The sequence below is a fragment of the Amycolatopsis lurida genome (genome assembly GCF_900105055.1).
Taxonomy (GTDB): Bacteria; Actinomycetota; Actinomycetes; order Mycobacteriales; family Pseudonocardiaceae; genus Amycolatopsis; species Amycolatopsis lurida.
Genome location: NZ_FNTA01000004.1, coordinates 4,939,915 through 4,957,586 on the forward strand (window position 1 = coordinate 4,939,915; position 17,672 = coordinate 4,957,586).

Annotated in this window: 18 protein-coding genes and 1 pseudogene; 14 read left to right on the forward strand and 5 right to left on the reverse strand. The window is 70.0% G+C overall.

Features of this window, described 5'->3' with window-relative positions; genetic code table 11:
• Nucleotides 1–3: 3 nt before the first annotated feature.
• A complete protein-coding gene (locus BLW75_RS28700) occupies nucleotides 4–582 on the forward strand; it encodes a DUF742 domain-containing protein (RefSeq protein WP_091598508.1) in 579 nt (192 codons plus the stop codon).
• Between the two features lie 537 nt (nucleotides 583–1,119).
• The gene (locus BLW75_RS28710; RefSeq protein WP_034308335.1) at nucleotides 1,120–1,452 is read left to right on the forward strand and encodes a hypothetical protein; all 333 of its coding nucleotides are present in this window, start codon (nucleotides 1,120–1,122) and stop codon (nucleotides 1,450–1,452) included.
• Nucleotides 1,453–1,472: 20 nt separating this feature from the next.
• On the opposite strand, the gene BLW75_RS28715 is transcribed toward BLW75_RS28710, so the two are convergent.
• Nucleotides 1,473–3,716, reverse strand: a complete 2,244-nt coding sequence (locus BLW75_RS28715; protein WP_034308337.1) for a helicase-associated domain-containing protein — start codon at nucleotides 3,714–3,716, stop codon at nucleotides 1,473–1,475.
• A 93-nt stretch (nucleotides 3,717–3,809) separates the two neighbouring features.
• Here BLW75_RS28715 and BLW75_RS28720 point away from each other — a divergent pair, with 93 nt between their 5' ends.
• From BLW75_RS28720 to BLW75_RS43975, 5 genes and pseudogenes are all read left to right on the forward strand, one after another.
• Entirely contained in the window at nucleotides 3,810–3,992 is a 183-nt protein-coding gene (locus BLW75_RS28720) for a hypothetical protein (protein ID WP_007033389.1), read from the forward strand.
• A 101-nt stretch (nucleotides 3,993–4,093) separates the two neighbouring features.
• A complete protein-coding gene (locus BLW75_RS28725; protein ID WP_034308341.1) occupies nucleotides 4,094–5,485 on the forward strand; it encodes an NAD-dependent malic enzyme in 1,392 nt (463 codons plus the stop codon).
• A gap of 285 nt (nucleotides 5,486–5,770) precedes the next feature.
• Entirely contained in the window at nucleotides 5,771–7,318 is a 1,548-nt protein-coding gene (locus tag BLW75_RS28730; RefSeq protein WP_034308343.1) for an alpha/beta hydrolase, read from the forward strand.
• A 107-nt stretch (nucleotides 7,319–7,425) separates the two neighbouring features.
• Nucleotides 7,426–7,896, forward strand: coding sequence for a cyclic pyranopterin monophosphate synthase MoaC (gene moaC / locus BLW75_RS28735; protein ID WP_016337573.1), 471 nt, complete (start codon nucleotides 7,426–7,428; stop codon nucleotides 7,894–7,896).
• Nucleotides 7,893–8,809 (forward strand): annotated as a pseudogene (locus tag BLW75_RS43975) (molybdenum cofactor biosynthesis protein MoaE). The gene moaC and the pseudogene BLW75_RS43975 overlap by 4 nt, the downstream one beginning before the upstream one ends.
• A gap of 156 nt (nucleotides 8,810–8,965) precedes the next feature.
• Here the strand turns inward: BLW75_RS43975 and BLW75_RS28750 are convergent.
• From BLW75_RS28750 to moaA, 4 genes are all read right to left on the reverse strand, one after another.
• Complete coding sequence (locus tag BLW75_RS28750; protein ID WP_034308349.1) at nucleotides 8,966–9,613, reverse strand: transglycosylase family protein; 648 nt, start codon at nucleotides 9,611–9,613, stop codon at nucleotides 8,966–8,968.
• Between the two features lie 456 nt (nucleotides 9,614–10,069).
• Complete coding sequence (locus BLW75_RS28755; RefSeq protein WP_034308352.1) at nucleotides 10,070–10,921, reverse strand: phosphatidylinositol-specific phospholipase C/glycerophosphodiester phosphodiesterase family protein; 852 nt, start codon at nucleotides 10,919–10,921, stop codon at nucleotides 10,070–10,072.
• Nucleotides 10,922–11,085: 164 nt separating this feature from the next.
• Nucleotides 11,086–11,340: a MoaD/ThiS family protein gene (locus BLW75_RS28760; protein ID WP_034308354.1), complete on the reverse strand. Its 255-nt coding sequence runs from the start codon at nucleotides 11,338–11,340 to the stop codon at nucleotides 11,086–11,088.
• Nucleotide 11,341: 1 nt separating this feature from the next.
• Nucleotides 11,342–12,406 (reverse strand): GTP 3',8-cyclase MoaA, encoded by a 1,065-nt coding sequence (moaA, locus tag BLW75_RS28765; protein ID WP_167373532.1) that lies wholly within the window; start codon nucleotides 12,404–12,406, stop codon nucleotides 11,342–11,344.
• Between the two features lie 78 nt (nucleotides 12,407–12,484).
• Here moaA and BLW75_RS28770 point away from each other — a divergent pair, with 78 nt between their 5' ends.
• From BLW75_RS28770 to BLW75_RS28800, 7 genes are read left to right on the forward strand one after another with little or no spacing between them, the layout of a single operon-like run.
• Nucleotides 12,485–12,958: a MarR family transcriptional regulator gene (locus BLW75_RS28770; protein ID WP_034308359.1), complete on the forward strand. Its 474-nt coding sequence runs from the start codon at nucleotides 12,485–12,487 to the stop codon at nucleotides 12,956–12,958.
• Nucleotides 12,959–12,991: 33 nt separating this feature from the next.
• A complete protein-coding gene (locus tag BLW75_RS28775; protein ID WP_034308360.1) occupies nucleotides 12,992–13,396 on the forward strand; it encodes a TOBE domain-containing protein in 405 nt (134 codons plus the stop codon).
• Complete coding sequence (gene modA / locus BLW75_RS28780; RefSeq protein WP_034308363.1) at nucleotides 13,393–14,148, forward strand: molybdate ABC transporter substrate-binding protein; 756 nt, start codon at nucleotides 13,393–13,395, stop codon at nucleotides 14,146–14,148. Before BLW75_RS28775 ends, modA begins: the two co-directional genes overlap by 4 nt.
• Nucleotides 14,149–14,176: 28 nt before the next feature.
• Nucleotides 14,177–14,953: an ABC transporter permease gene (locus BLW75_RS28785; protein ID WP_167373533.1), complete on the forward strand. Its 777-nt coding sequence runs from the start codon at nucleotides 14,177–14,179 to the stop codon at nucleotides 14,951–14,953.
• Complete coding sequence (locus BLW75_RS28790) at nucleotides 14,950–16,014, forward strand: sulfate/molybdate ABC transporter ATP-binding protein (protein ID WP_034308366.1); 1,065 nt, start codon at nucleotides 14,950–14,952, stop codon at nucleotides 16,012–16,014. The genes BLW75_RS28785 and BLW75_RS28790 overlap by 4 nt, the downstream gene beginning before the upstream one ends.
• 9 nt (nucleotides 16,015–16,023) lie before the next feature.
• The gene (locus BLW75_RS28795; protein WP_034308369.1) at nucleotides 16,024–16,818 is read left to right on the forward strand and encodes an HAD-IIA family hydrolase; all 795 of its coding nucleotides are present in this window, start codon (nucleotides 16,024–16,026) and stop codon (nucleotides 16,816–16,818) included.
• A 37-nt stretch (nucleotides 16,819–16,855) separates the two neighbouring features.
• Nucleotides 16,856–17,671, forward strand: a complete 816-nt coding sequence (locus tag BLW75_RS28800; protein WP_034308371.1) for a metallophosphoesterase — start codon at nucleotides 16,856–16,858, stop codon at nucleotides 17,669–17,671.
• The last annotated feature ends 1 nt before the right edge of the window (nucleotide 17,672 follow it).

The following is a 17,672-nucleotide window of genomic DNA, read 5'->3' on the forward strand; positions in this document are numbered from 1 at the left end:
CCGATGAAGATCACCGGATTCACCGAACCGGAACCGTCCGGCTGGGACTCTCTCTACCAGGGCACCGAACGCGAAGCCTTCGACTCGCCGAGCCGCTTCGAGCTGAGCTCGATCAGCACGGTCATGCCGCGGCGCCCGGCCGAGCCGCCTCCCGCACCCCCGTCGATGCCTTCGCCGATCCGTCAGTCACCGCCGCGTCCCGCGCCCGCTGACGTCGCACCCGCTTCGGTCTACCTGCCGACTTCGGGCTCCCGGGTCCGGCCCTACACCCGCACCGGCGGACGCACCCGCACCGCGCACGACCTGGCGCTGGAGGCGCTGGTGTCGACCACCGACGACGGCCGCCGGTACCGCGGCGTGCGGACACCCGAGCACCGCCAGATCTGCGACCTCTGCCTGGACACCCGATCGATCGCGGAGATCGCCGCGCATCTGCGGCTGCCGCTGGGTGTGGTGAAGGTGATCGTGGGTGACATGGCGGACGCCGGGCTGGTGCTGATCCACCAGACGGAGCTGATCCTCGGCGACTCGTCTTCGCGCGCTTTCATGGAGCGAGTGCTTCAGGGCCTGCGCGCCCTCTGACCCTTCCGCATTTAGTCCTCTGAATGTGTTCCGGGTGCTCTCGGCGGTGTTCCCAATGTCGCATTTGAGACGCTGAGTGTCCCTGATGCGACATTGGGGACCCTGGTTCCCGGTTCGCCCGCCCCCGCCGAGGGCCTCGGGCTACTTGCGGCCCGGCAGATCGCATGTCTCGTTGACTACTTTCGGTGAATATCAGGCACCTTCGGTAATGAACGCGCTTCGCCGTGGTTACCTCTCGGTCGTCCGTGAACGGGATCTCAGCGTGACGCCGGTCTTCCTGATCTGCGTTAACCTGGGCAAGGAGTAGCCGGTGGGGTACTGGAGAAAGCATCCTAGGAAGGATCTGGAAGCTGTTCTCGAGCACTTCCATCGGGCAGGATGGAGGATCTTGGATCCACCGACCTACTACACCGTCCGGTGTCCGTGCGGGCAGCATCAACGTTGGATCCACTTGACGCCGAGCGGCGGCAACTACGGAAAGAACGCGGTGTCCTGGCTGCTTCGTCAACCTTGTTACGAGATCGAAGGGGGTTCCTGATGGGTGTGAGGGTCCACGCGCACTGGGTCTTCATCGCCGACGGTGACGGTGATCTCTTCGACTACTGCGACAAGGTCATGCGAGCGCTGCTCCAACAAGAACGCTGCCTCGACGGGTTCGTCGACAGCGCGGTTTCCGCGGACGCGGCGCGTGCGGTGATGGAGATCGAAGCCGATATTTCCGGTGACGACCTTTCCCACGCCATCGCGGAGGGTCACGCCGCTGTCCGCGCCGCGCTGCATTCGGCCGGGATCGGCACACCGGACTGGCCCACCCACGGCGAGGCCTTGTCGATGGTGCTGAAGGATCTCCGTACCGAACAGCTGGTCTAGGCGACTAAATGCGGCGTCGGTCAGTCTTCGACGAGGGCCGCCGACGTGATCCGGTGCAGCGGGTAGCGCTCGTTGTCGGTCCCTTCGAGGACCCCGCCGCCGACGCGCAGCGGCCGCACCACCCGCTGGCTCGCCGTCCCGCGTGAGTCGACGAACCCGATCCACACCTCGCGCCGCTCGATGGTCGCCTGGGACAGCAGCGCCAGCGTCGCGGACGTGTCCCCGGAGCCACCACCCTGCGGCGCGCGCACCGTCTCGCCCCGGCGGCGCGCCGAAGCGGCGTCACCGGCCCGGACGTGCGCGACGATCTTGCCGACCTGGTCGTCGGTCAGCCCGGCGGGCTCGCCAGGCGCGCGACGCGCGGAACGTGCCTTCGCGGGCAGCCGGCGTCCGGACGGCCTGATGTCCATGACGCGTCCGTCGGGTCCTTCGGCGGCCGGAGCGAACCCTGCGGCGCGGAGCGCGTCGAGGACTTCGGCGAGCGGGTACGCGCTGATGAGCACTGTCGGCGCGATCATCCGCAAGCCGTACTCGGTCGCGACGGGACTGCCCATGACCTCGGCGAGCAGCGACGCGTCGTCGCAGCGCAGGAACGACTCGGCGGCCCCACCACGCAGCCGCCCGTGCCGCCGGGCGACGTCGTCGATCAGGTAACTCAGCGACTGGGGCACCGGCGTCGCCGACTTCGTCGAGAACAGCTGCTGCAGCTCACCCGCGGTCCGCCCGGTGTCGAGCGCGCGCCGCACGGACGTCTCGGTGATCCGATAGACGGTCGCGTGCCCGGAGGATTCGATGTCGGCGACGGCGGTCATCTCGGCCGCGAGTCCGGCCTCCAGCGGCCCGGGCGCGACCACGGTCAGGTCGGCCTGGACGAGGACGTGGTCCACCGGACGCGGCAGCGCGTCGATCATCGCCTCGACCGCTCCTGGCCGGTCCTCGGCCAGCAGCGCCCGCGTCGCCGTGGTGAGCCCGCCGAGCCCGATCAGGCCGAGCGCCGCCCCTTCGGCCATCGTCCAGCGCACGGTTTCGTCCCGCAGCCGCCCGCCCCGCCTCGGCGCGCGCCAGGCGAGCGCGGCGACCAGTTCGTCGGTGCTCTTCACACCCGCGCCCTCGGGAAGCGCGGCCAAGGCGAGGAGGATCCGCCGTCGCGACGTGGGCGCCAGAGGACGGCGCAGGTCTTCCGAAAGCGGTGCGATCGGCTTGTCCTTCGCGTCCCGCCCGCCGGCGAGGCCGGGCAGCCGGGGCAGTTCGAGCCAGGCCTGCGCGATGGTCATCCAGCGCTGCGCGGTCGGCGACGCGAGCCACGAATCCGTGAGCGTCGTCGGCACCCATTCCGGCGCGGTCGCTTCGCTGTCGGCCACCAGCCCGGCGCCGACCGCGATCTCCGCGAGCAGGGTCACCCGGGTCTCGTCGACGTCGAGATCCTTGGCGAGCTTCTTGAGCTCGCGGACCCCGAGCCCGCCGGATTTCAGCACCGGCGGCGGTGTCTCCGACCATGCGCGAAGCATGCTTTCGGTCTGGCGCAAGAACTCCATCGCCTCGCCCGCCGCCGTCGTGTCCACTGTGGACGACTGATGCGGATGCGTGGGGAGTTCCGGTTCGCGCAGCGACGCCGGGTCGAACACCGAGCCGCCGCGCAGCGCGATCCCGATCTCCCGCGGCAGCTCGACGGTCTGGTCGTCCCGGCGCAGCAGCAGGCCGCGCGCGAGCAGGCGCTGGACCGGGTTCTGCGCCCGCTCCAGCGGGATGTCGGCCGCCGCGTCCCGGGTCCGGCCGATCGGCGGCCCGGCCGCCAGCGTCGTCAGGACGGCGCGTTCGTCCTCGCCGACCTCCGCGAGCGCGGCCTCGATATCCGTTCCGGCGAGCGAAGGCGACGACGACCCGAGCCCGGCGGGGAAGGGTCCGAGCGCGTCGCGAGCCGACGGCGGGACGCGCAGCGCGTCGTCCTCACCCCAGACCAGGGCCCGCTTGCGCAACAGCGCCAGCGGCTCGCCGATCTTCTTGCCCACGAGCTTCGCGACCTCGGCCGAGGCGACCGGCTCGGTGTCCGCACCCGCCAGCAGCAGGGCGTCGAGGACGGCGAGCGTGAAGGTGTCGAGGTCTTCGCAGGCGCGCGCGACGGAGCCCGGCGTGCCGGCCCGGGTGGCGAGCACGATGGTGTCGGACGGGGGCGGCGTGGACAGGTCGCGACGCGTGCGCAGCAGTGCCGCGAGAGCGTCGTCGGACTCCTGGCGCAGCCAGTCCGCCAGGGAGGGCGCGGGCATAGAGGACCAGGATACCGGGCGGGTGGTGGCCCGGCAGCCGCGTTCGGGCAGACTGTCCCCTGAGAACGGCTTGACCATGCTCTGGAGGACGTTGTGGCGAAGGGCGATAACAAGAAGCGCGCGGGCATCGACCCCACGTGGCCCGGTGAAGACGGGGAGCACCCCGTCACCGAGCTCGCGTCCGACCGGCAGGGCGCACTGTCCCCGTTCGGCGACGTGACCTTCCCGCTCGAGAGCGTGCCTTACGTGCACCCCGAGACCGAGATCAACCGGTAGGAAGCTACTGGCCGGTTACCCCCTGCGAGGGTTCGTGGCGGTCGTCACGGGAGTAGGTTTTCGATCGACCTATTCGAGCGTTCCTCAGCGGGGGTAGTGCCATGCCGGTTCCCGGTCCCGGATATTCGATCACCGTCCGGGTGGAGGCCCCCGCGTCGTCCACCGCGGCGGGTGATCTGACGACCGCCGTCGGCCGGGTCGGCGGCGTGCTGACCGCGTTCGACGTCGTCGAGTCGCACCCCGACTCGATCGTCGTCGACATCAGCGCCAACGCCCTGTCGGAGAACCACGCTCAGGACATCACGCAGACCCTGGACTCGATGCCGGGCGTCCGCGTGCGCAAGGTCTCCGACCGGACGTTCCTGATCCACCTCGGCGGCAAGATCGAGGTCACCCCCAAGGTCGCGCTCCGTAACCGCGACGATCTCTCCCGCGCGTACACGCCGGGTGTCGCCCGCGTCTGCCAGGCGATCGCGGCGAACCCCGAGGACGCGCGCCGCCTGACCATCAAGCGCAACACCGTCGCGGTGCTCACCGACGGCTCCGCGGTGCTGGGGCTGGGCAACATCGGCCCGGCCGCCGCGCTGCCGGTGATGGAGGGCAAGGCGGCGCTGTTCAAGAAGTTCGCCGACGTCGACGCGTGGCCGGTCTGCCTGGACACCCAGGACACCGAAGAGATCATCATGATCGCGAAGGCGCTCGCGCCGGTCTACGCGGGCATCAACCTCGAGGACATCGCCGCGCCGCGCTGCTTCGAGATCGAGAAGCGCCTGCGTGAGCAGCTCGACATCCCGGTGTTCCACGACGACCAGCACGGCACCGCGATCGTCGTGGTCGCCGCGCTGCGCAACGCCCTGCGCGTGGTCGGGAAGAACATCGAAGACTGCAAGATCGTCGTCAGCGGCGTCGGCGCGGCGGGTTCGGCGATCATCCGCCTGCTGCTGGGCAAGAACCCCGGCGACATCGTGGCCGCCGACATCGACGGCATCGTGCACTCCGCGCGCGGCAACCTCGACGAGAACCTGACCTGGATCGCCGAGCACACGAACAAGGAGCAGCAGGCGGGCACGCTGCACGAGGCGCTCGTCGGCGCCGACGTGTTCATCGGGGTCTCCGCGCCGAACCTGTTCGGGGCCGAGCAGGTCGCGACCATGAAGTCCGACGCCGTCGTGTTCGCGCTGGCCAACCCGGACCCGGAGATCGACCCGCTGGAGGCGCAGAAGCACGCCGCCGTGGTCGCCACCGGCCGCAGCGACTTCCCGAACCAGATCAACAACGTGCTCGCGTTCCCCGGCGTCTTCCGCGGGCTGCTCGACGCGCAGGCGCACCACATCGACGACTCGATGCTCCTCGCGGCCGCCGACGCCATCGCGGACGTCGTGGACAACGGCAAGCTGAACGCTTCGTTCATCGTGCCGAGCGTGTTCGACAACGCCGTCGCCCCCGCGGTCGCGGAGGCCGTCAAAAAGGCCGCGAAGGCGGCCCAAAAGTAGTCAACGGCGTCTCCTCAAGGGCGCTCAGCGCCCGACGGAGACTTCACCGTCGCCCGCCCTCTTTGGGCGGGCCGCCCGATACGCCCACCGCGGGTCGGGTACGGCCTGCGGCTCTTCGCCGAGGCTCCGTGAGCGCGCGACAGATCAACACAGTCCCTTGCTCCGTTCGGGGGCGTCGTCATCACTGAGGCCGATCCCGGGGCCGACTTCAGGGTGACGACTCCGCCGATGCCCCGCTCCTAGGCTCGACTCCGACCAAGAAGTCGATCATGACGGGGGTTGGGGATGAATCGCTCTGTCCTGAGCAGGATCGGGACACTCACGGCCGCGGCGGTGACGATGGCGGTACTCGTACCGGCCACGGCGTCCGCCGCGGTTTCGTCCGTGCGCTGGGGGCCGTGTCCGGAGGACGTGGCCGCGCCCGGCGTGCAGTGCGCCACCTTGAAGGTCCCGCTCGACTATCGGAATCCGGGCGGTAAGACCATCGACATCGCCGTTTCGAAACTCGCCAGCACCAAGCCGGCGAAGCGGCGCGGCATCATGCTGACCAACCCGGGCGGCCCCGGCGGGCCAGGGCTGACCATGCCCGCCGGGTTGCGCGCGGCGGGCATGCCGTCGAGCGTGCTCGACGCGTACGACATCATCGGCTTCGATCCGCGCGGGATCGGGCACAGTACGCCGGTCACCTGCGACCTCACGCCCGAACAGCAGGTCAGCAACGTCCCGCCCTACGCGCGTGACGCGGCGGCGGTGGCGGAGCGCGCGAAGTACGTGGAGGTCATCGCGAAGCAGTGCGGGGCCTCGAAGACCGCCGCGAACCTGCCGTACATGACCACGGCCAACACCGCCCGCGACATGGACCGCATCCGGGAAGCCCTCGGCGAGGAGAAGCTCTCGTACTACGGCGTTTCGTACGGCAGCTACCTGGGCGCCGTGTATTCGACGCTGTTCCCGCGGCAGACCGATCGCGTCGTGATCGACAGCGTGACCGGCCCCGGCGGGCTCGATCCGGTCACCTCGCGACGCCTGGCGGAGGGGTTCGAGGACCGCTTCCCGGACTTCGCGAAATGGGCCGCGGCACGGCACGCGAGCTACGGGCTGGGCCGCACTCCGCAGCAGGTGACGGCGAAGTTCTACGACCTCGTCGCCAAACTCGACGGCGGTGCCGTCCCCGGTGTCGACGGCGCGGCGTTCCGCATGGGCACCTTCGGCGGGCTCTACGCGACCAGGTCCTTCCCGGCGCTGGCGCAGCAGTGGCAGGCGCTCGACACCGAAGGCACCGTGAAGCAGACCGCACAGGCCCAGCAGATCGACCCTGCGCAGCTGCTGGCCGGGCAGTTGCACGTGGTCTGCAACGACGCGGACTGGCCTGAGGACGTCGCGACCTACCAGCGCAACGTCGCGAAGGACCGGGTGAAGTACCCGATGTTCGGCGCCGCCGGGGCGAACATCTGGGCCTGCGCGTACTGGCCGTCCGAGCCGATCGAGCCGCCGGTACGGATCGGCGACCGGGGGCCGTCGAACATCCTGATGGTGCAGAACCTGCGTGACCCGGCGACGCCGCTGAGCGGCGCCAAGGAGATGCGCCGCGCACTCGGTGACCGGGCGCGGATCGTGACCGTGGACGAAGGCGGGCACGGGGTCTGGCTGAGCGACGAGAACGCTTGCGGCAACAACGCCGTCAACCGGTTCTTCGTGGAAGGCAAGCGCCCCGCGCGCGACACGGCCTGCGCCGCGGACAAGGGCGGGTTCTTCGCGTCGATGACGCCGGAGCAGCGGCAGGAACGCGAGAAGGCCCTCGACGAGGTTCGCTCGAAGCAGCGGATGTTCTGAGTTCTCCGAGGTGAACCCGCGGCCGCTGTCGCAGTGTTCACGCGTGTGGTGCCGTGCCGAACGGACCTCGGCTCCGCCGACAGGTCCTGAGGACTAGCCTGCTGGGCGTGAGTGAACTCAGCCACGTCGACCATACGGGCGCCGCCCGTATGGTCGACGTTTCCGGCAAGACGCCCACCGCCCGCACCGCGCTGGCGGGCGGCACCGTGCACACCACGGCCGAGGTGCTCGGCCTGCTGGCGACGGACGGGCTACCCAAGGGCGACGCCCTCGCGACCGCCCGGATCGCGGGCATCATGGGCGCGAAGAAGGTGCCCGAGCTGATCCCGCTCTGCCACCAGATCGCGTTGTCCGGCGTGAAGGTCGAGTTCGTCCTCGACGAGACCGCCGTGCACATCACCGCGACCGCGAAGACGAACGACCGGACCGGCGTCGAGATGGAGGCGCTGACCGCCGTCGCCGTCGCCGGGCTGACCCTGCACGACATGATCAAGGCCGTCGATCCGGCGGCGACCCTCGACGACGTCCGCCTGATCCGCAAGGACGGCGGCAAGACCGGGACCTGGGAGCGGCCGTGAACCGGGTCGCGAGGGTGATCGTGGCGTCGAACCGGGCCGCGAAGGGCGTCTACGAGGACACCACGGGCCCGGTCATCACGGGCTGGCTGACCGCACGGGGCTGGGACGTGCCGGAGCCCGTGGTCGTCGAGGACGGGGAACCCGTCGGCGAAGCCCTGCGGGACGCCGTCGCGGCCGGGGTGCAGGTGATCGTGACGACCGGCGGCACCGGCATCTCGCCGACGGACCGCACCCCGGACGTCACGCGCGCCGTCCTCGATTACGAACTCCCCGGCGTCGCGGACGCGATCCGCGCCGCCGGACTCCCCAAGGTGCCCACGGCCGTGCTCTCGCGCGGCGTCGCCGGCGTCGCAGGCCGGACCCTGGTGGTGAACCTGCCCGGCTCGCGTGGCGGGGTGAAGGACGGCCTTGGCGTACTGGACGGGATCCTCGACCACGCCGTCGACCAGCTGGCGGGCGGCGACCACCCACGGGAGGCACAGCAGTGAGCGTTCGGGTCGCACGGATCGCGGTGGTCGACGAGCCGCTTTCGGTCGAAGAGCACGCCCGCCTGGTGGACGACGCGGCCGCGGGTGCCGTCGTCACCTTCGGCGGGGTCGTGCGGGACCACGACGGCGGCCGGTCGGTGGACCGGCTCGCCTACGAGGGACACCCCAGCGCCGCCGACGTGCTCGCGGAGGTCGTCGCGGATCTCTCGGGCAAGTGGGAGGGCGTGCGGGCGGTCGCCGTCAGCCATCGGCTGGGCGCGTTGGCCATCGGTGACGTCGCGCTGGCGTGCGCCGTGGCGGCCGAGCACCGGGGCCAGGCGTTCGCCGCCTGCTCGGAGCTGGTCGACGAGGTCAAGGCGCGGCTGCCGGTGTGGAAGCACCAGCACTTCAGCGATGGCAGTGACGAGTGGGTCAACTCGCCGTAACGGGGCCCCTTCCTTGCACAGGGCTGGCCTGAGGGGCCGGACCCCGGACACGACAAAGCCCCACCGCCGGGGGAATGGCGCGGTGGGGCCTTGTCAGTCGTGACGTGGCCGCGCGGGGAATCCCGCGGGCATCACGACTTACCGGTGCTCAAGAGCTCACTTGGTGGCGAGCTTCTGGCCGACGACGATGAAGTCGGCGTTCGGCACGTATTCCTTGTTCAGCTCCTGCAGCTTCTGGTAGCCGCCCTGGACGTTGAACTTGGAAGCGATCTTCGACAGCGTGTCGCCGGCCACGACGGTGTAGTCACCCGCCGGGTTCGAGTTCGCGACAGTGGCGGCGGCCGGGGCCGGAGCCGAGGCCGGGGCCTGCTGCTTGGTGACCGGAGCGGTCGACTTCTTCGGGGTCACCTTCTTGGTGGCCTTCGGGGCGGTCGACTTCGCCTTGGCGGGGCTGGCGGAGCCGCCCTTCTTGCCACAGTGCGGCCACGCGCCGATGCCCTGGCCCTGGAGGACGCGCTCGGCGACGGCGATCTGCTGCTCACGCGACGCGTTGTGCGCGCTGCCGGTGCCACCGTAGGCACGCCAGGTGCTCTGCGAGAACTGCAGACCACCGTAGTAGCCGTTACCGGTGTTGGTGTTCCAGTTGCCGCTGCTCTCGCACTGCGCGATGGCGTCCCAGTTGGTCGCCGACGCGGGGGTCGCGGCGATGGCGAGGGGAGCGCCGACCGCGACACCCGCAATGGCGACGCGGGCGATGTGACGGGTGGCGGCGGACATCTTGCGGTGCTTGCCTCGGTAAGACATGTGAGTAAATCTCGCTCCCTGCGCCTACGAGCCTGTGCTGAGGGAAAGACCCGTGGGTCCTGGCCGGCCGTCTCAGGCCGGCTGACTTCGCCTGACGCACGACGCGTCGGCTCGGTCCCCTCGTCCCTGTCCGGAAATGCTTTCGCTCGGGGTTGGGTCCGGGAATCCGTTGGACAGGGCTCGGCGCTACGGGTTCCCGGTGTTGCGTGGTCGGTCGGGGCCAACCGAAAAGCGACGGTACGTAACGAACGGCCTGATCGGAAATTATTCGAGCTGTGACCTACATCACAGTAACAGCACGCAACCCATAACGATTCGGCTGTTTCTGCAGGTCAGAGCGCCGTTATCTGGCCGTTTCCTGACCGAGATAATTCACGGATCGTGAGGCTTGCATCACGTGGATTAAGGGATGACTGGACCATTCGTGCGCCTTCGCGCGCGAATGGGCCGCGCACTTTAGCGAGCCCTCAAGAAGTTCGCCAGTCCTGGCAGGTCATCCGTATTCAGGTGGTCGACCCCGGCGGCGACCAGCTCTTTCCACAACGCGTCACGTCCGGGTCCGGCGGCGTCCGGCGTGGCCCAGAAGCGCACCCGCTGGCCCGCCGCGTGGGCCCGCATGACCAGATCGTGGAGTTTCGCCCGCTCGCCGGCGGGGAAAGGGCCGTCACCGGTCCAGGTGAACAGGCCGCTCCAGGAATCCGAAACGAGTGGTGTGACCCGCGGGTCGGAGCCGATGCCGAGGTCGTTCTCGTCCCTGATCCGGCCGTCGTAGAAGGCGAGCCGGAACTTCTGCCCGAGCATCACGTCCTTGGGGCGCCCGCCGGAGATCACCGCGGTGACGGCCCGCTTCTTCACGTGACCGAACGCGTACAGAGAGAAGAGGAAGGAGTAGCGCGGGTCGTACAGGCGCTTCTCGAGTGCCGCGTAGGTGCTGTTCGCGTCCCCCTTGACGTCGATCAGCAGCTGGAACTCCGCGCGCTGCCGGTACACGCCGACCCCGTGATTGGCCAGGACGCGCTTGCGCAGCGGCTCCAGGTACAGCGACTCCAGGGTGCGGTCCGGGCGGGTGTCCGCGAGGTCGTGGGCGACCAGCAGCTGCCCGTCGACCAGGAAGATGTCGGCCTCGACACTGGTGAAGCCCTGTTCCAGCGCGTCGTGCAGCGGCCGGTTGTGCTCGTAGTCGTTGTGGCTGTGCGCCTGCGGCAGCGGCCGGACGCCGCGTTCGTGGGCGGACGCCGGAGCGGTCGCGAGGCTCGTGGCGGCGACCGCGGCGAGCAGTGCGGCGAGAATACGGCGGGGAGTGATCACTGGCGCATCCTCGGCTGCTTCGGCGACCGGACGGTGAACTCGAGACGGCGAGCAAGGGACCTTTGCTACCACTTTCGCCGTTCGCCCAGGTCAGCGGCGGTCAGTGGGCGGCCAGTGTGTCCCGGAAGTGGCTTTCGCGACACGCTCTGGCGGGCGACAGCAGGTCAGCCGCCGGCGAACGGGGGCAGGACGTCGAGTTCGGCGCCCTCGGTCAGCGGCCGCGTGAGATCCCGCACCGCGACGCCGTCCAGCAGATAGGAGACCGCGTCGAGCAGCTTCGCCAGCTTTTCCGGGTGGAGTTCCCGCAGGCGGGCGACGGCGTCGGCGACGCGGGCGCCGTCCGGCAGGGTGACCTTCTCCTCGTCGAGACCGACGGCCGCGCGGGCCGAGGCGAAGTACCGCACCACGATGGTCACCATGTCAGCCGCCGATCGCGCTCATCGGCCGGATCGGCTGCGCGAACCCGGCCTCGTTGATCTCGTGCCCGGCGAGCTTGCCCCACATGGTCGCCCGCCAGGCGTCCGCCACCTCTTCTTCGCGCGCGCCCGCGCGCACGAGGGCGCGGAGGTCGGTCTCGTCGTTGCTGAAGAGGCACGAACGCACCGCGCCGTCCGCGGTCAGCCGGGTGCGCTCGCAGGCGCCGCAGAAGGGGCGGGTCACCGACGCGATCACGCCGACGTCCCCCGGTCCGCCGTCGACCAGCCAGCGTTCGGCGGGCGCCCCGCCACGTGCGGCGGGGAACGGCGACAGCGTGAACTCCTCGCCGAGCATGCCGAGGATCTCCTCGGCGGTGATCATGTCGGCGCGGTTCCAGCCGTGCTGCGCGTCCAGCGGCATCTGCTCGATGAAGCGCAGGTGGTAGCCCTCGGCGAGGCAGAACTTCAGCAGCGGCACGGCCTGGTCCTCGTTCAGCCCGCGCATCAGCACCGCGTTGACCTTCACCGGGGCCAGCCCGGCCTCGCGCGCCGCGGCCATGCCGGCGAGCACGTGCGAAAGCCTGTCGCGGCGCGTGATCGTCTCGAACAGCGCGCGGTCCACGGTGTCCAGCGAGACGTTGATCCGGTCCAGGCCCGCGTCGGCGAGCGGCTTCGCCCGCTTCGCGAGCCCGATCCCGTTGGTGGTCATGGAAAGCCGCGGCCGCGGTTCGAGTGCCGCGACCCGCTCGACGATCTTCTCCAGGCCCTGTCGCAGCAGTGGTTCGCCGCCGGTGAGCCGGATGTCGGTGATCCCGAGCCGCTCGACGGCTATCCGCAGCAGGAGCACGAGCTCATCGTCGGTCAGCACGTCCGCGCTCGGCATCCATTCGAGCCCTTCGGCGGGCATGCAGTAGGTGCAGCGCAGATTGCACTTGTCGGTGAGCGACACCCGCAGGTCGGTCGCCACGCGGCCGAAGGTGTCGATCAGGGCGGGGTTGTCCGGCCTGGGCACGCTGGGACGCCCTCGTGTGCCGGGGACACGGGGAAACCCGAGATCGACTGCTGTCATTGACACCAGACTAACCCCGAAGCGGGCGAAAACCGACTGTCTAGAATTCCGCACGCACCGAATCCGAAGGGTTTCCGAATGGCGAAATATCCGCTCTCGGCGGAGGAATTGGCCCGGTTCGCCCATCTCGGCAGGGAGAGCAGCACGCTGACCGTTCTCCGGCACGCCAGGATCGCCGAGCGGATGGGCCTGTCGGCCACCGATCACAAGGTGCTCGAACTGGCCGGCCAGGCGCCGGGACCGTTGACAGCGGGCAGGATCGCCGAACTGACCGGGTTGTCGACGGGCGCTGTGACCGGCGTCATGGACAGGCTTGAAAAGGCCGGTCTTGCTCGCCGCGTCCGCGACACCGCCGACCGCCGGAAGGTCCTGATCGAGGTCGTCCCCGGCGCCATGGAGCGGCACGCGCCGCTCTTCGAATCCGCGTACACCACCATGAAGACGGTGCTCGAACAGTTCTCTCCAGAGGAACGGAAAGTGCTCGAGCGATTCCAGGGCGCGGTGCTCGACGGCCTCCGCGACGAACTCCGCGGCGCTTCTTCGCGTCCATAGCTTTTCCGCATCTGCGGAAGTAATCTTCCAGGCATGCCGCAATTCCGGTTGTCCGAGGCCGCTCGTCTGCTCGGCGTCAGCGACGACACCGTCCGCCGCTGGGTGCGCGCCGGCCAGCTGACCGCGTTCGACGACTCGGCGGGCCGCAAGGTCGTCGACGGCGCCGAGCTCGCCGCGTTCGCCAAGGCGCAGGCCGAACAGCCCGATGACCCGTCGAGTGTCGGCCGCTCCGCGCGGAACCGGTTCGTCGGGCTCGTCACCGAGGTGATCACGGACAAGGTGATGGCACAGGTCGAGCTGCAGTGCGGCCCGCATCGCGTGGTCTCCCTGATGAGCGCCGAGGCCGTCCGCGAACTCGGACTGCGGCCGGGGGTGCTCGCGGTCGCCGTCGTCAAGGCGACCACCGTCGTGATCGAAACCCCGGAAGGAAGCCGATGAGGAAACTCGCCTCCGTCCTGGCCGCGCTGGCGCTGGCCGCGACGGCCTGTGGTTCGGAGGCGGCGCCTCGAGAAGGGGCGAGGACGCTGACCGTCTTCGCGGCGGCGTCACTGACCGAGTCGTTCGGAGCGCTGGGCAAGCGGTTCGAGGCGCAGAACTCCGGGGTGTCCGTGAAGTTCAGCTTCGAGGGCTCTTCGGCGCTGGTCCAGAAGCTGACCCAAGGCGCGAAGGCGGACGTCTTCGCTTCCGCCGACAAGGCCAATATGGACAAGGCCGTCAAGGCGGAGCTGATCGACGGGCAGCCGTCGGTGTTCGCCACCAACCGGCTCGCCATCGCGGTCGGCAAGGGCAACCCCAAGGGCATCAAGGGGCTGGCCGATCTCGCGAAGGACGGGCTGACCGTCGTCGTCTGCGCGCCGCAGGTGCCGTGCGGTTCGGCGGCGAAGAAGGTCCAGCAGACGTCCGGGGTCGCGCTCAAGCCGGCGAGCGAGGAGCAGGACGTCAAGTCGGTGCTCGCGAAGGTGCAGACGGGCGACGCCGACGCGGGGCTCGTCTACGTCACCGATGCGACATCGGCGGCCGCGAAGGTGGACAGGGTGGACTTCCCCGAGGCGGGGGGCGCGATCAACGACTACCCCATCGCGGTGGTGAAGGACGCTCCGCAGGCTCAGCTCGCCGGGTTGTTCAGGGACTTCGTCCTCGGCGCCGAAGGCAAGACCGAACTCGCGAAGGTCGGTTTTGGCTCGCCCTGACCCCGCGTTCAGAGGACGAAACGCGGGGGTGCCGTGGGTGCTCTGGCCGCCGGCGATCTGCGCGCTGGCGCTGGTGGTACTGCCCGTCGTCGGCCTGCTGGTGCGTTCGGACCTGACCCGCTTTCCGAGCCTCATCACCTCGACGTCGTCGCTGAACGCGCTCAAGCTTTCGCTGATCACGGCCGGGCTGTCCACTGTGGCCTGTGTGCTGCTCGGTGTCCCGCTCGCCGTGGTGCTCGCGCGCTCGGGGGCGCGCGGGGTCCGCGTGCTGCGCGCGGTGGTGCTGCTGCCGCTCGTGCTACCGCCGGTGGTCGGCGGCCTGGCACTGCTGTACCTGTTGGGCCGCAAGGGTTTCCTTGGCATCCTGGTGACCACCCTGACCGGCGAGCAGGTGCCGTTCACCACGGCCGCGGTCGTCATCGCGCAGACGTTCGTCGCGATGCCGTTCCTGGTGGTCAGCCTCGAAGGAGCCCTCCGCGGCGCCGGTGACCGGTACGAAAGGGTCGCTTCGACGCTGGGCGCCAAACCGTGGACGGTGTTCCGCCGGGTCACGCTGCCGCTGCTGCTGCCCGCGCTCGGTTCGGGCATCGTGCTGAGCTTCGCGCGGGCGCTGGGCGAGTTCGGCGCGACGATCACCTTCGCGGGCAGCCTGGAAGGGGTGACCCGGACCTTGCCGCTGGAGGTCTACACCCAAGCCGAGGTCGACGTCGACAGCGCGGTGGCGCTCGCGTTGCTGCTCATCCTGGTCGCCGTCGCGGTGATCGCGCTCGCCCGGCCGCGCGCGCTCGAAGGAGTCCGGTCGTGACCCTTTCGGCCGAACTCGCCCTCCGGCGCGGCGAGTTCACCTTGGACGTCGGCTTCGAAGTCCCCGACGGTGGTGTGCTCGCGCTGCTCGGCCCGAACGGGTCGGGGAAATCCAGTGTGCTCGGCTGTCTCGCCGGGCTGCTCGCGCCCGGCCGGGCGCGGATCACCCTCGACGGCCGTGACCTGGCGGGCCTGCCGCCGCACGCACGCGGCATCGGCCTGCTCTCCCAGGACGCGCTGCTCTTCCCGCATCTGTCCGCAGTGGACAACGTCGCCTTCGCTCCGCGTTCGACCGGTGCCGGCCGCGCCGAGGCGAAGAAACGTGCGCGGGAGTGGCTGACCGAAGTGGACGCGCTCGAACTGGCCGGGCGGCGGCCCGCCCAGCTCTCCGGCGGGCAGGCGCAGCGCGTCGCGATCGCGCGGGCGCTGGCGGCCGAGCCGGGACTCCTGCTGCTCGACGAGCCCTTCGCCGCTCTGGACGTCGACGCGGCGCCCGCCATCAGGGGACTGCTCCGGCGGGTCCTGCGTTCCGGACCGCCGACCGTGCTCGTCACTCACGACCCGCTCGACGCGCTGGCGCTGGCCGACCACGTCGCCGTCCTCGACGGCGGCCGGATCGTCGAACGCGGCGAAACGCGCAAGGTCCTCTCCGCGCCGCGCACGGCGTTCACCGCGCGGATCGCCGGGCTGAACCTGGTGCCCGGTATCGCCGCCGAGGGCGGTTTGCGCACGTCAGGTGGGCAGTTGGCCGGATTCCCGGCGGAGGACGTCGTCGAGGGGGAAGCGGCCGTCGCCGTCTTCGCGCCCAGCGCCGTCGCGGTGTACCTGCGGGACGGTGAACACCGGGGCAGCCCGCGCAACACCGTCGAGGGAATCGTCGACGCGCTCGAACCCCACGGACCGGTGATCCGCGTCCGGGCCCGCGGTGACGGCTGGGCGGCGGGCCTCGCCGCCGACCTCACCCCGGCCGCGGTCGCCGAACTGGCGCTCGAACCCGGCACACCGGTCAATCTTTCGGTCAAGGCGGCGTCCGTGGCTGTCCACGCCGTCTCGGATCATTAGGGTGAGGGCATGAACGAGCGCCGTTGGACATACCTCAGCGACATGGATGGCGTGCTGGTCCAGGAGGAACACCTCGTACCCGGCGCGGACGAGTTCCTCAAGGAACTGCGCGCCAACGACATCGGCTTCCTGGTGCTGACCAACAACTCGATCTACACCCCGCGCGACCTGCGGGCGAGGCTCGAGCGGACCGGTCTCGACATCCCCGAGGAGGCCATCTGGACCTCCGCGCTGGCGACCGCGAAGTTCCTCGCGTCGCAGCGGCCGAACGGCTCGGCGTTCGTGATCGGCGAAGCCGGGCTCACCACGGCCCTGCACGAGGTCGGCTACGTGCTGACCGAACGCGACCCGGACTACGTGGTCCTCGGCGAGACCCGCACGTACAGCTTCAGCGCGATAACCCGCGCGATCAGGCTCATCGAGGGCGGCGCCAAGTTCATCGCCACCAACCCCGACGCCACCGGCCCGAGCATGGAGGGCTCGATGCCCGCCACCGGTTCGGTCGCGGCGCTGATCGAGAAGGCGACCGGCCGCTCGCCGTACTACGTCGGCAAGCCGAACCCGCTGATGATGCGCTCCGCGCTGCGGCGGCTCGGCGCGCATTCGGAGTCGACGCTGATGATCGGCGACCGGATGGACACCGACGTCCACTCGGGAATCGAGGCCGGCTTGCAGACGATCCTGGTGCTCACCGGCATCTCCACGCGGGAGAGCGCCGAGCACTATCCGTACCGGCCGACCAAGATCATCGACTCCATCGCCGATCTGGTCGGGCGCACCGGCGACCCGTTCGGTGAAGGCTGAGCGGCACGGTCGCATGCGGAGGGCTTATCGTCAGACGATGCACGACGATCAGCCCGCGTCCCCGACCTACGTGGTCGGTGACGTGCACGGACACCGGGACGAGCTGGCCGAAGCGCTCCGGGAGAAGGGGCTGATCGACTCCGACGACGACTGGTCCGGCGGGGAAGCGACCCTCTGGTTCCTGGGTGACTTCGTGGACCGGGGGCCCGACGGCGTCGGCGTCATCGACCTGGTGATGCGGCTGGAGCGGCAGGCCGCGGCGGCGGGCGGGCACTGCGGGACGTTGCTGGGCAACCACGAGATCCTGCTGCTCGGGATGTACCACTTCGGCGACACCGAGGTGCCGTCCGACTTCGGTCCGCGCAGCTTCGCCCGCAGCTGGGAGATCAACGGCGGGCTGCTCGAAGACCAGGACCGGCTCACTCCTCAGCACATCGAATGGCTGACTACCCGCCCGATGCTGACGCTGGCCGCGGACCACCTGCTGATGCATTCGGACACGCTCGAGTACCTCGACTGGGGCGAGGACATCGACGGGATCAACGCGCGCGGCCGCGAAATCCTCGAAGGCAGCGACATCCAGGCCTGGTGGGACGTCTGGCGGCGGATGACCACGCGCTACGCCTTCCGCGGCCCGGACGGCGCGGACGTCGCGCAGCAGGTCATGGACCGGCTCGGCGGCGTGCGGATCGTGCACGGGCACAGCGTCATCGCCGATCAGCTCGGAATCCATCCCGCGCAGATCGAGGGGCCGTACCTCTACGCGGGCGGAAAGGCGCTGGGGATCGACGGCGGGTTGTTCGTCGGCGGCCCCTGCCTCATCGTGTCGCTGCCCTGGGAACCCGAAGACTGAG

Coding starts and splice junctions, on each gene's coding strand:
- BLW75_RS28700 (WP_091598508.1), top strand. CDS start 4: ATGAAGATCACCGGATTCACCGAACCGGAACCGTCCGGCTGGGACTCT.
- BLW75_RS28710 (WP_034308335.1), top strand. CDS start 1,120: ATGGGTGTGAGGGTCCACGCGCACTGGGTCTTCATCGCCGACGGTGAC.
- BLW75_RS28715 (WP_034308337.1), bottom strand. CDS start 3,716: ATGCCCGCGCCCTCCCTGGCGGACTGGCTGCGCCAGGAGTCCGACGAC.
- BLW75_RS28725 (WP_034308341.1), top strand. CDS start 4,094: ATGCCGGTTCCCGGTCCCGGATATTCGATCACCGTCCGGGTGGAGGCC.
- BLW75_RS28730 (WP_034308343.1), top strand. CDS start 5,771: ATGAATCGCTCTGTCCTGAGCAGGATCGGGACACTCACGGCCGCGGCG.
- BLW75_RS28750 (WP_034308349.1), bottom strand. CDS start 9,613: ATGTCTTACCGAGGCAAGCACCGCAAGATGTCCGCCGCCACCCGTCAC.
- BLW75_RS28760 (WP_034308354.1), bottom strand. CDS start 11,340: ATGGTGACCATCGTGGTGCGGTACTTCGCCTCGGCCCGCGCGGCCGTC.
- moaA (WP_167373532.1), bottom strand. CDS start 12,406: ATGACAGCAGTCGATCTCGGGTTTCCCCGTGTCCCCGGCACACGAGGG.
- BLW75_RS28770 (WP_034308359.1), top strand. CDS start 12,485: ATGGCGAAATATCCGCTCTCGGCGGAGGAATTGGCCCGGTTCGCCCAT.
- BLW75_RS28775 (WP_034308360.1), top strand. CDS start 12,992: ATGCCGCAATTCCGGTTGTCCGAGGCCGCTCGTCTGCTCGGCGTCAGC.
- modA (WP_034308363.1), top strand. CDS start 13,393: ATGAGGAAACTCGCCTCCGTCCTGGCCGCGCTGGCGCTGGCCGCGACG.
- BLW75_RS28795 (WP_034308369.1), top strand. CDS start 16,024: ATGAACGAGCGCCGTTGGACATACCTCAGCGACATGGATGGCGTGCTG.
- BLW75_RS28800 (WP_034308371.1), top strand. CDS start 16,856: ATGCACGACGATCAGCCCGCGTCCCCGACCTACGTGGTCGGTGACGTG.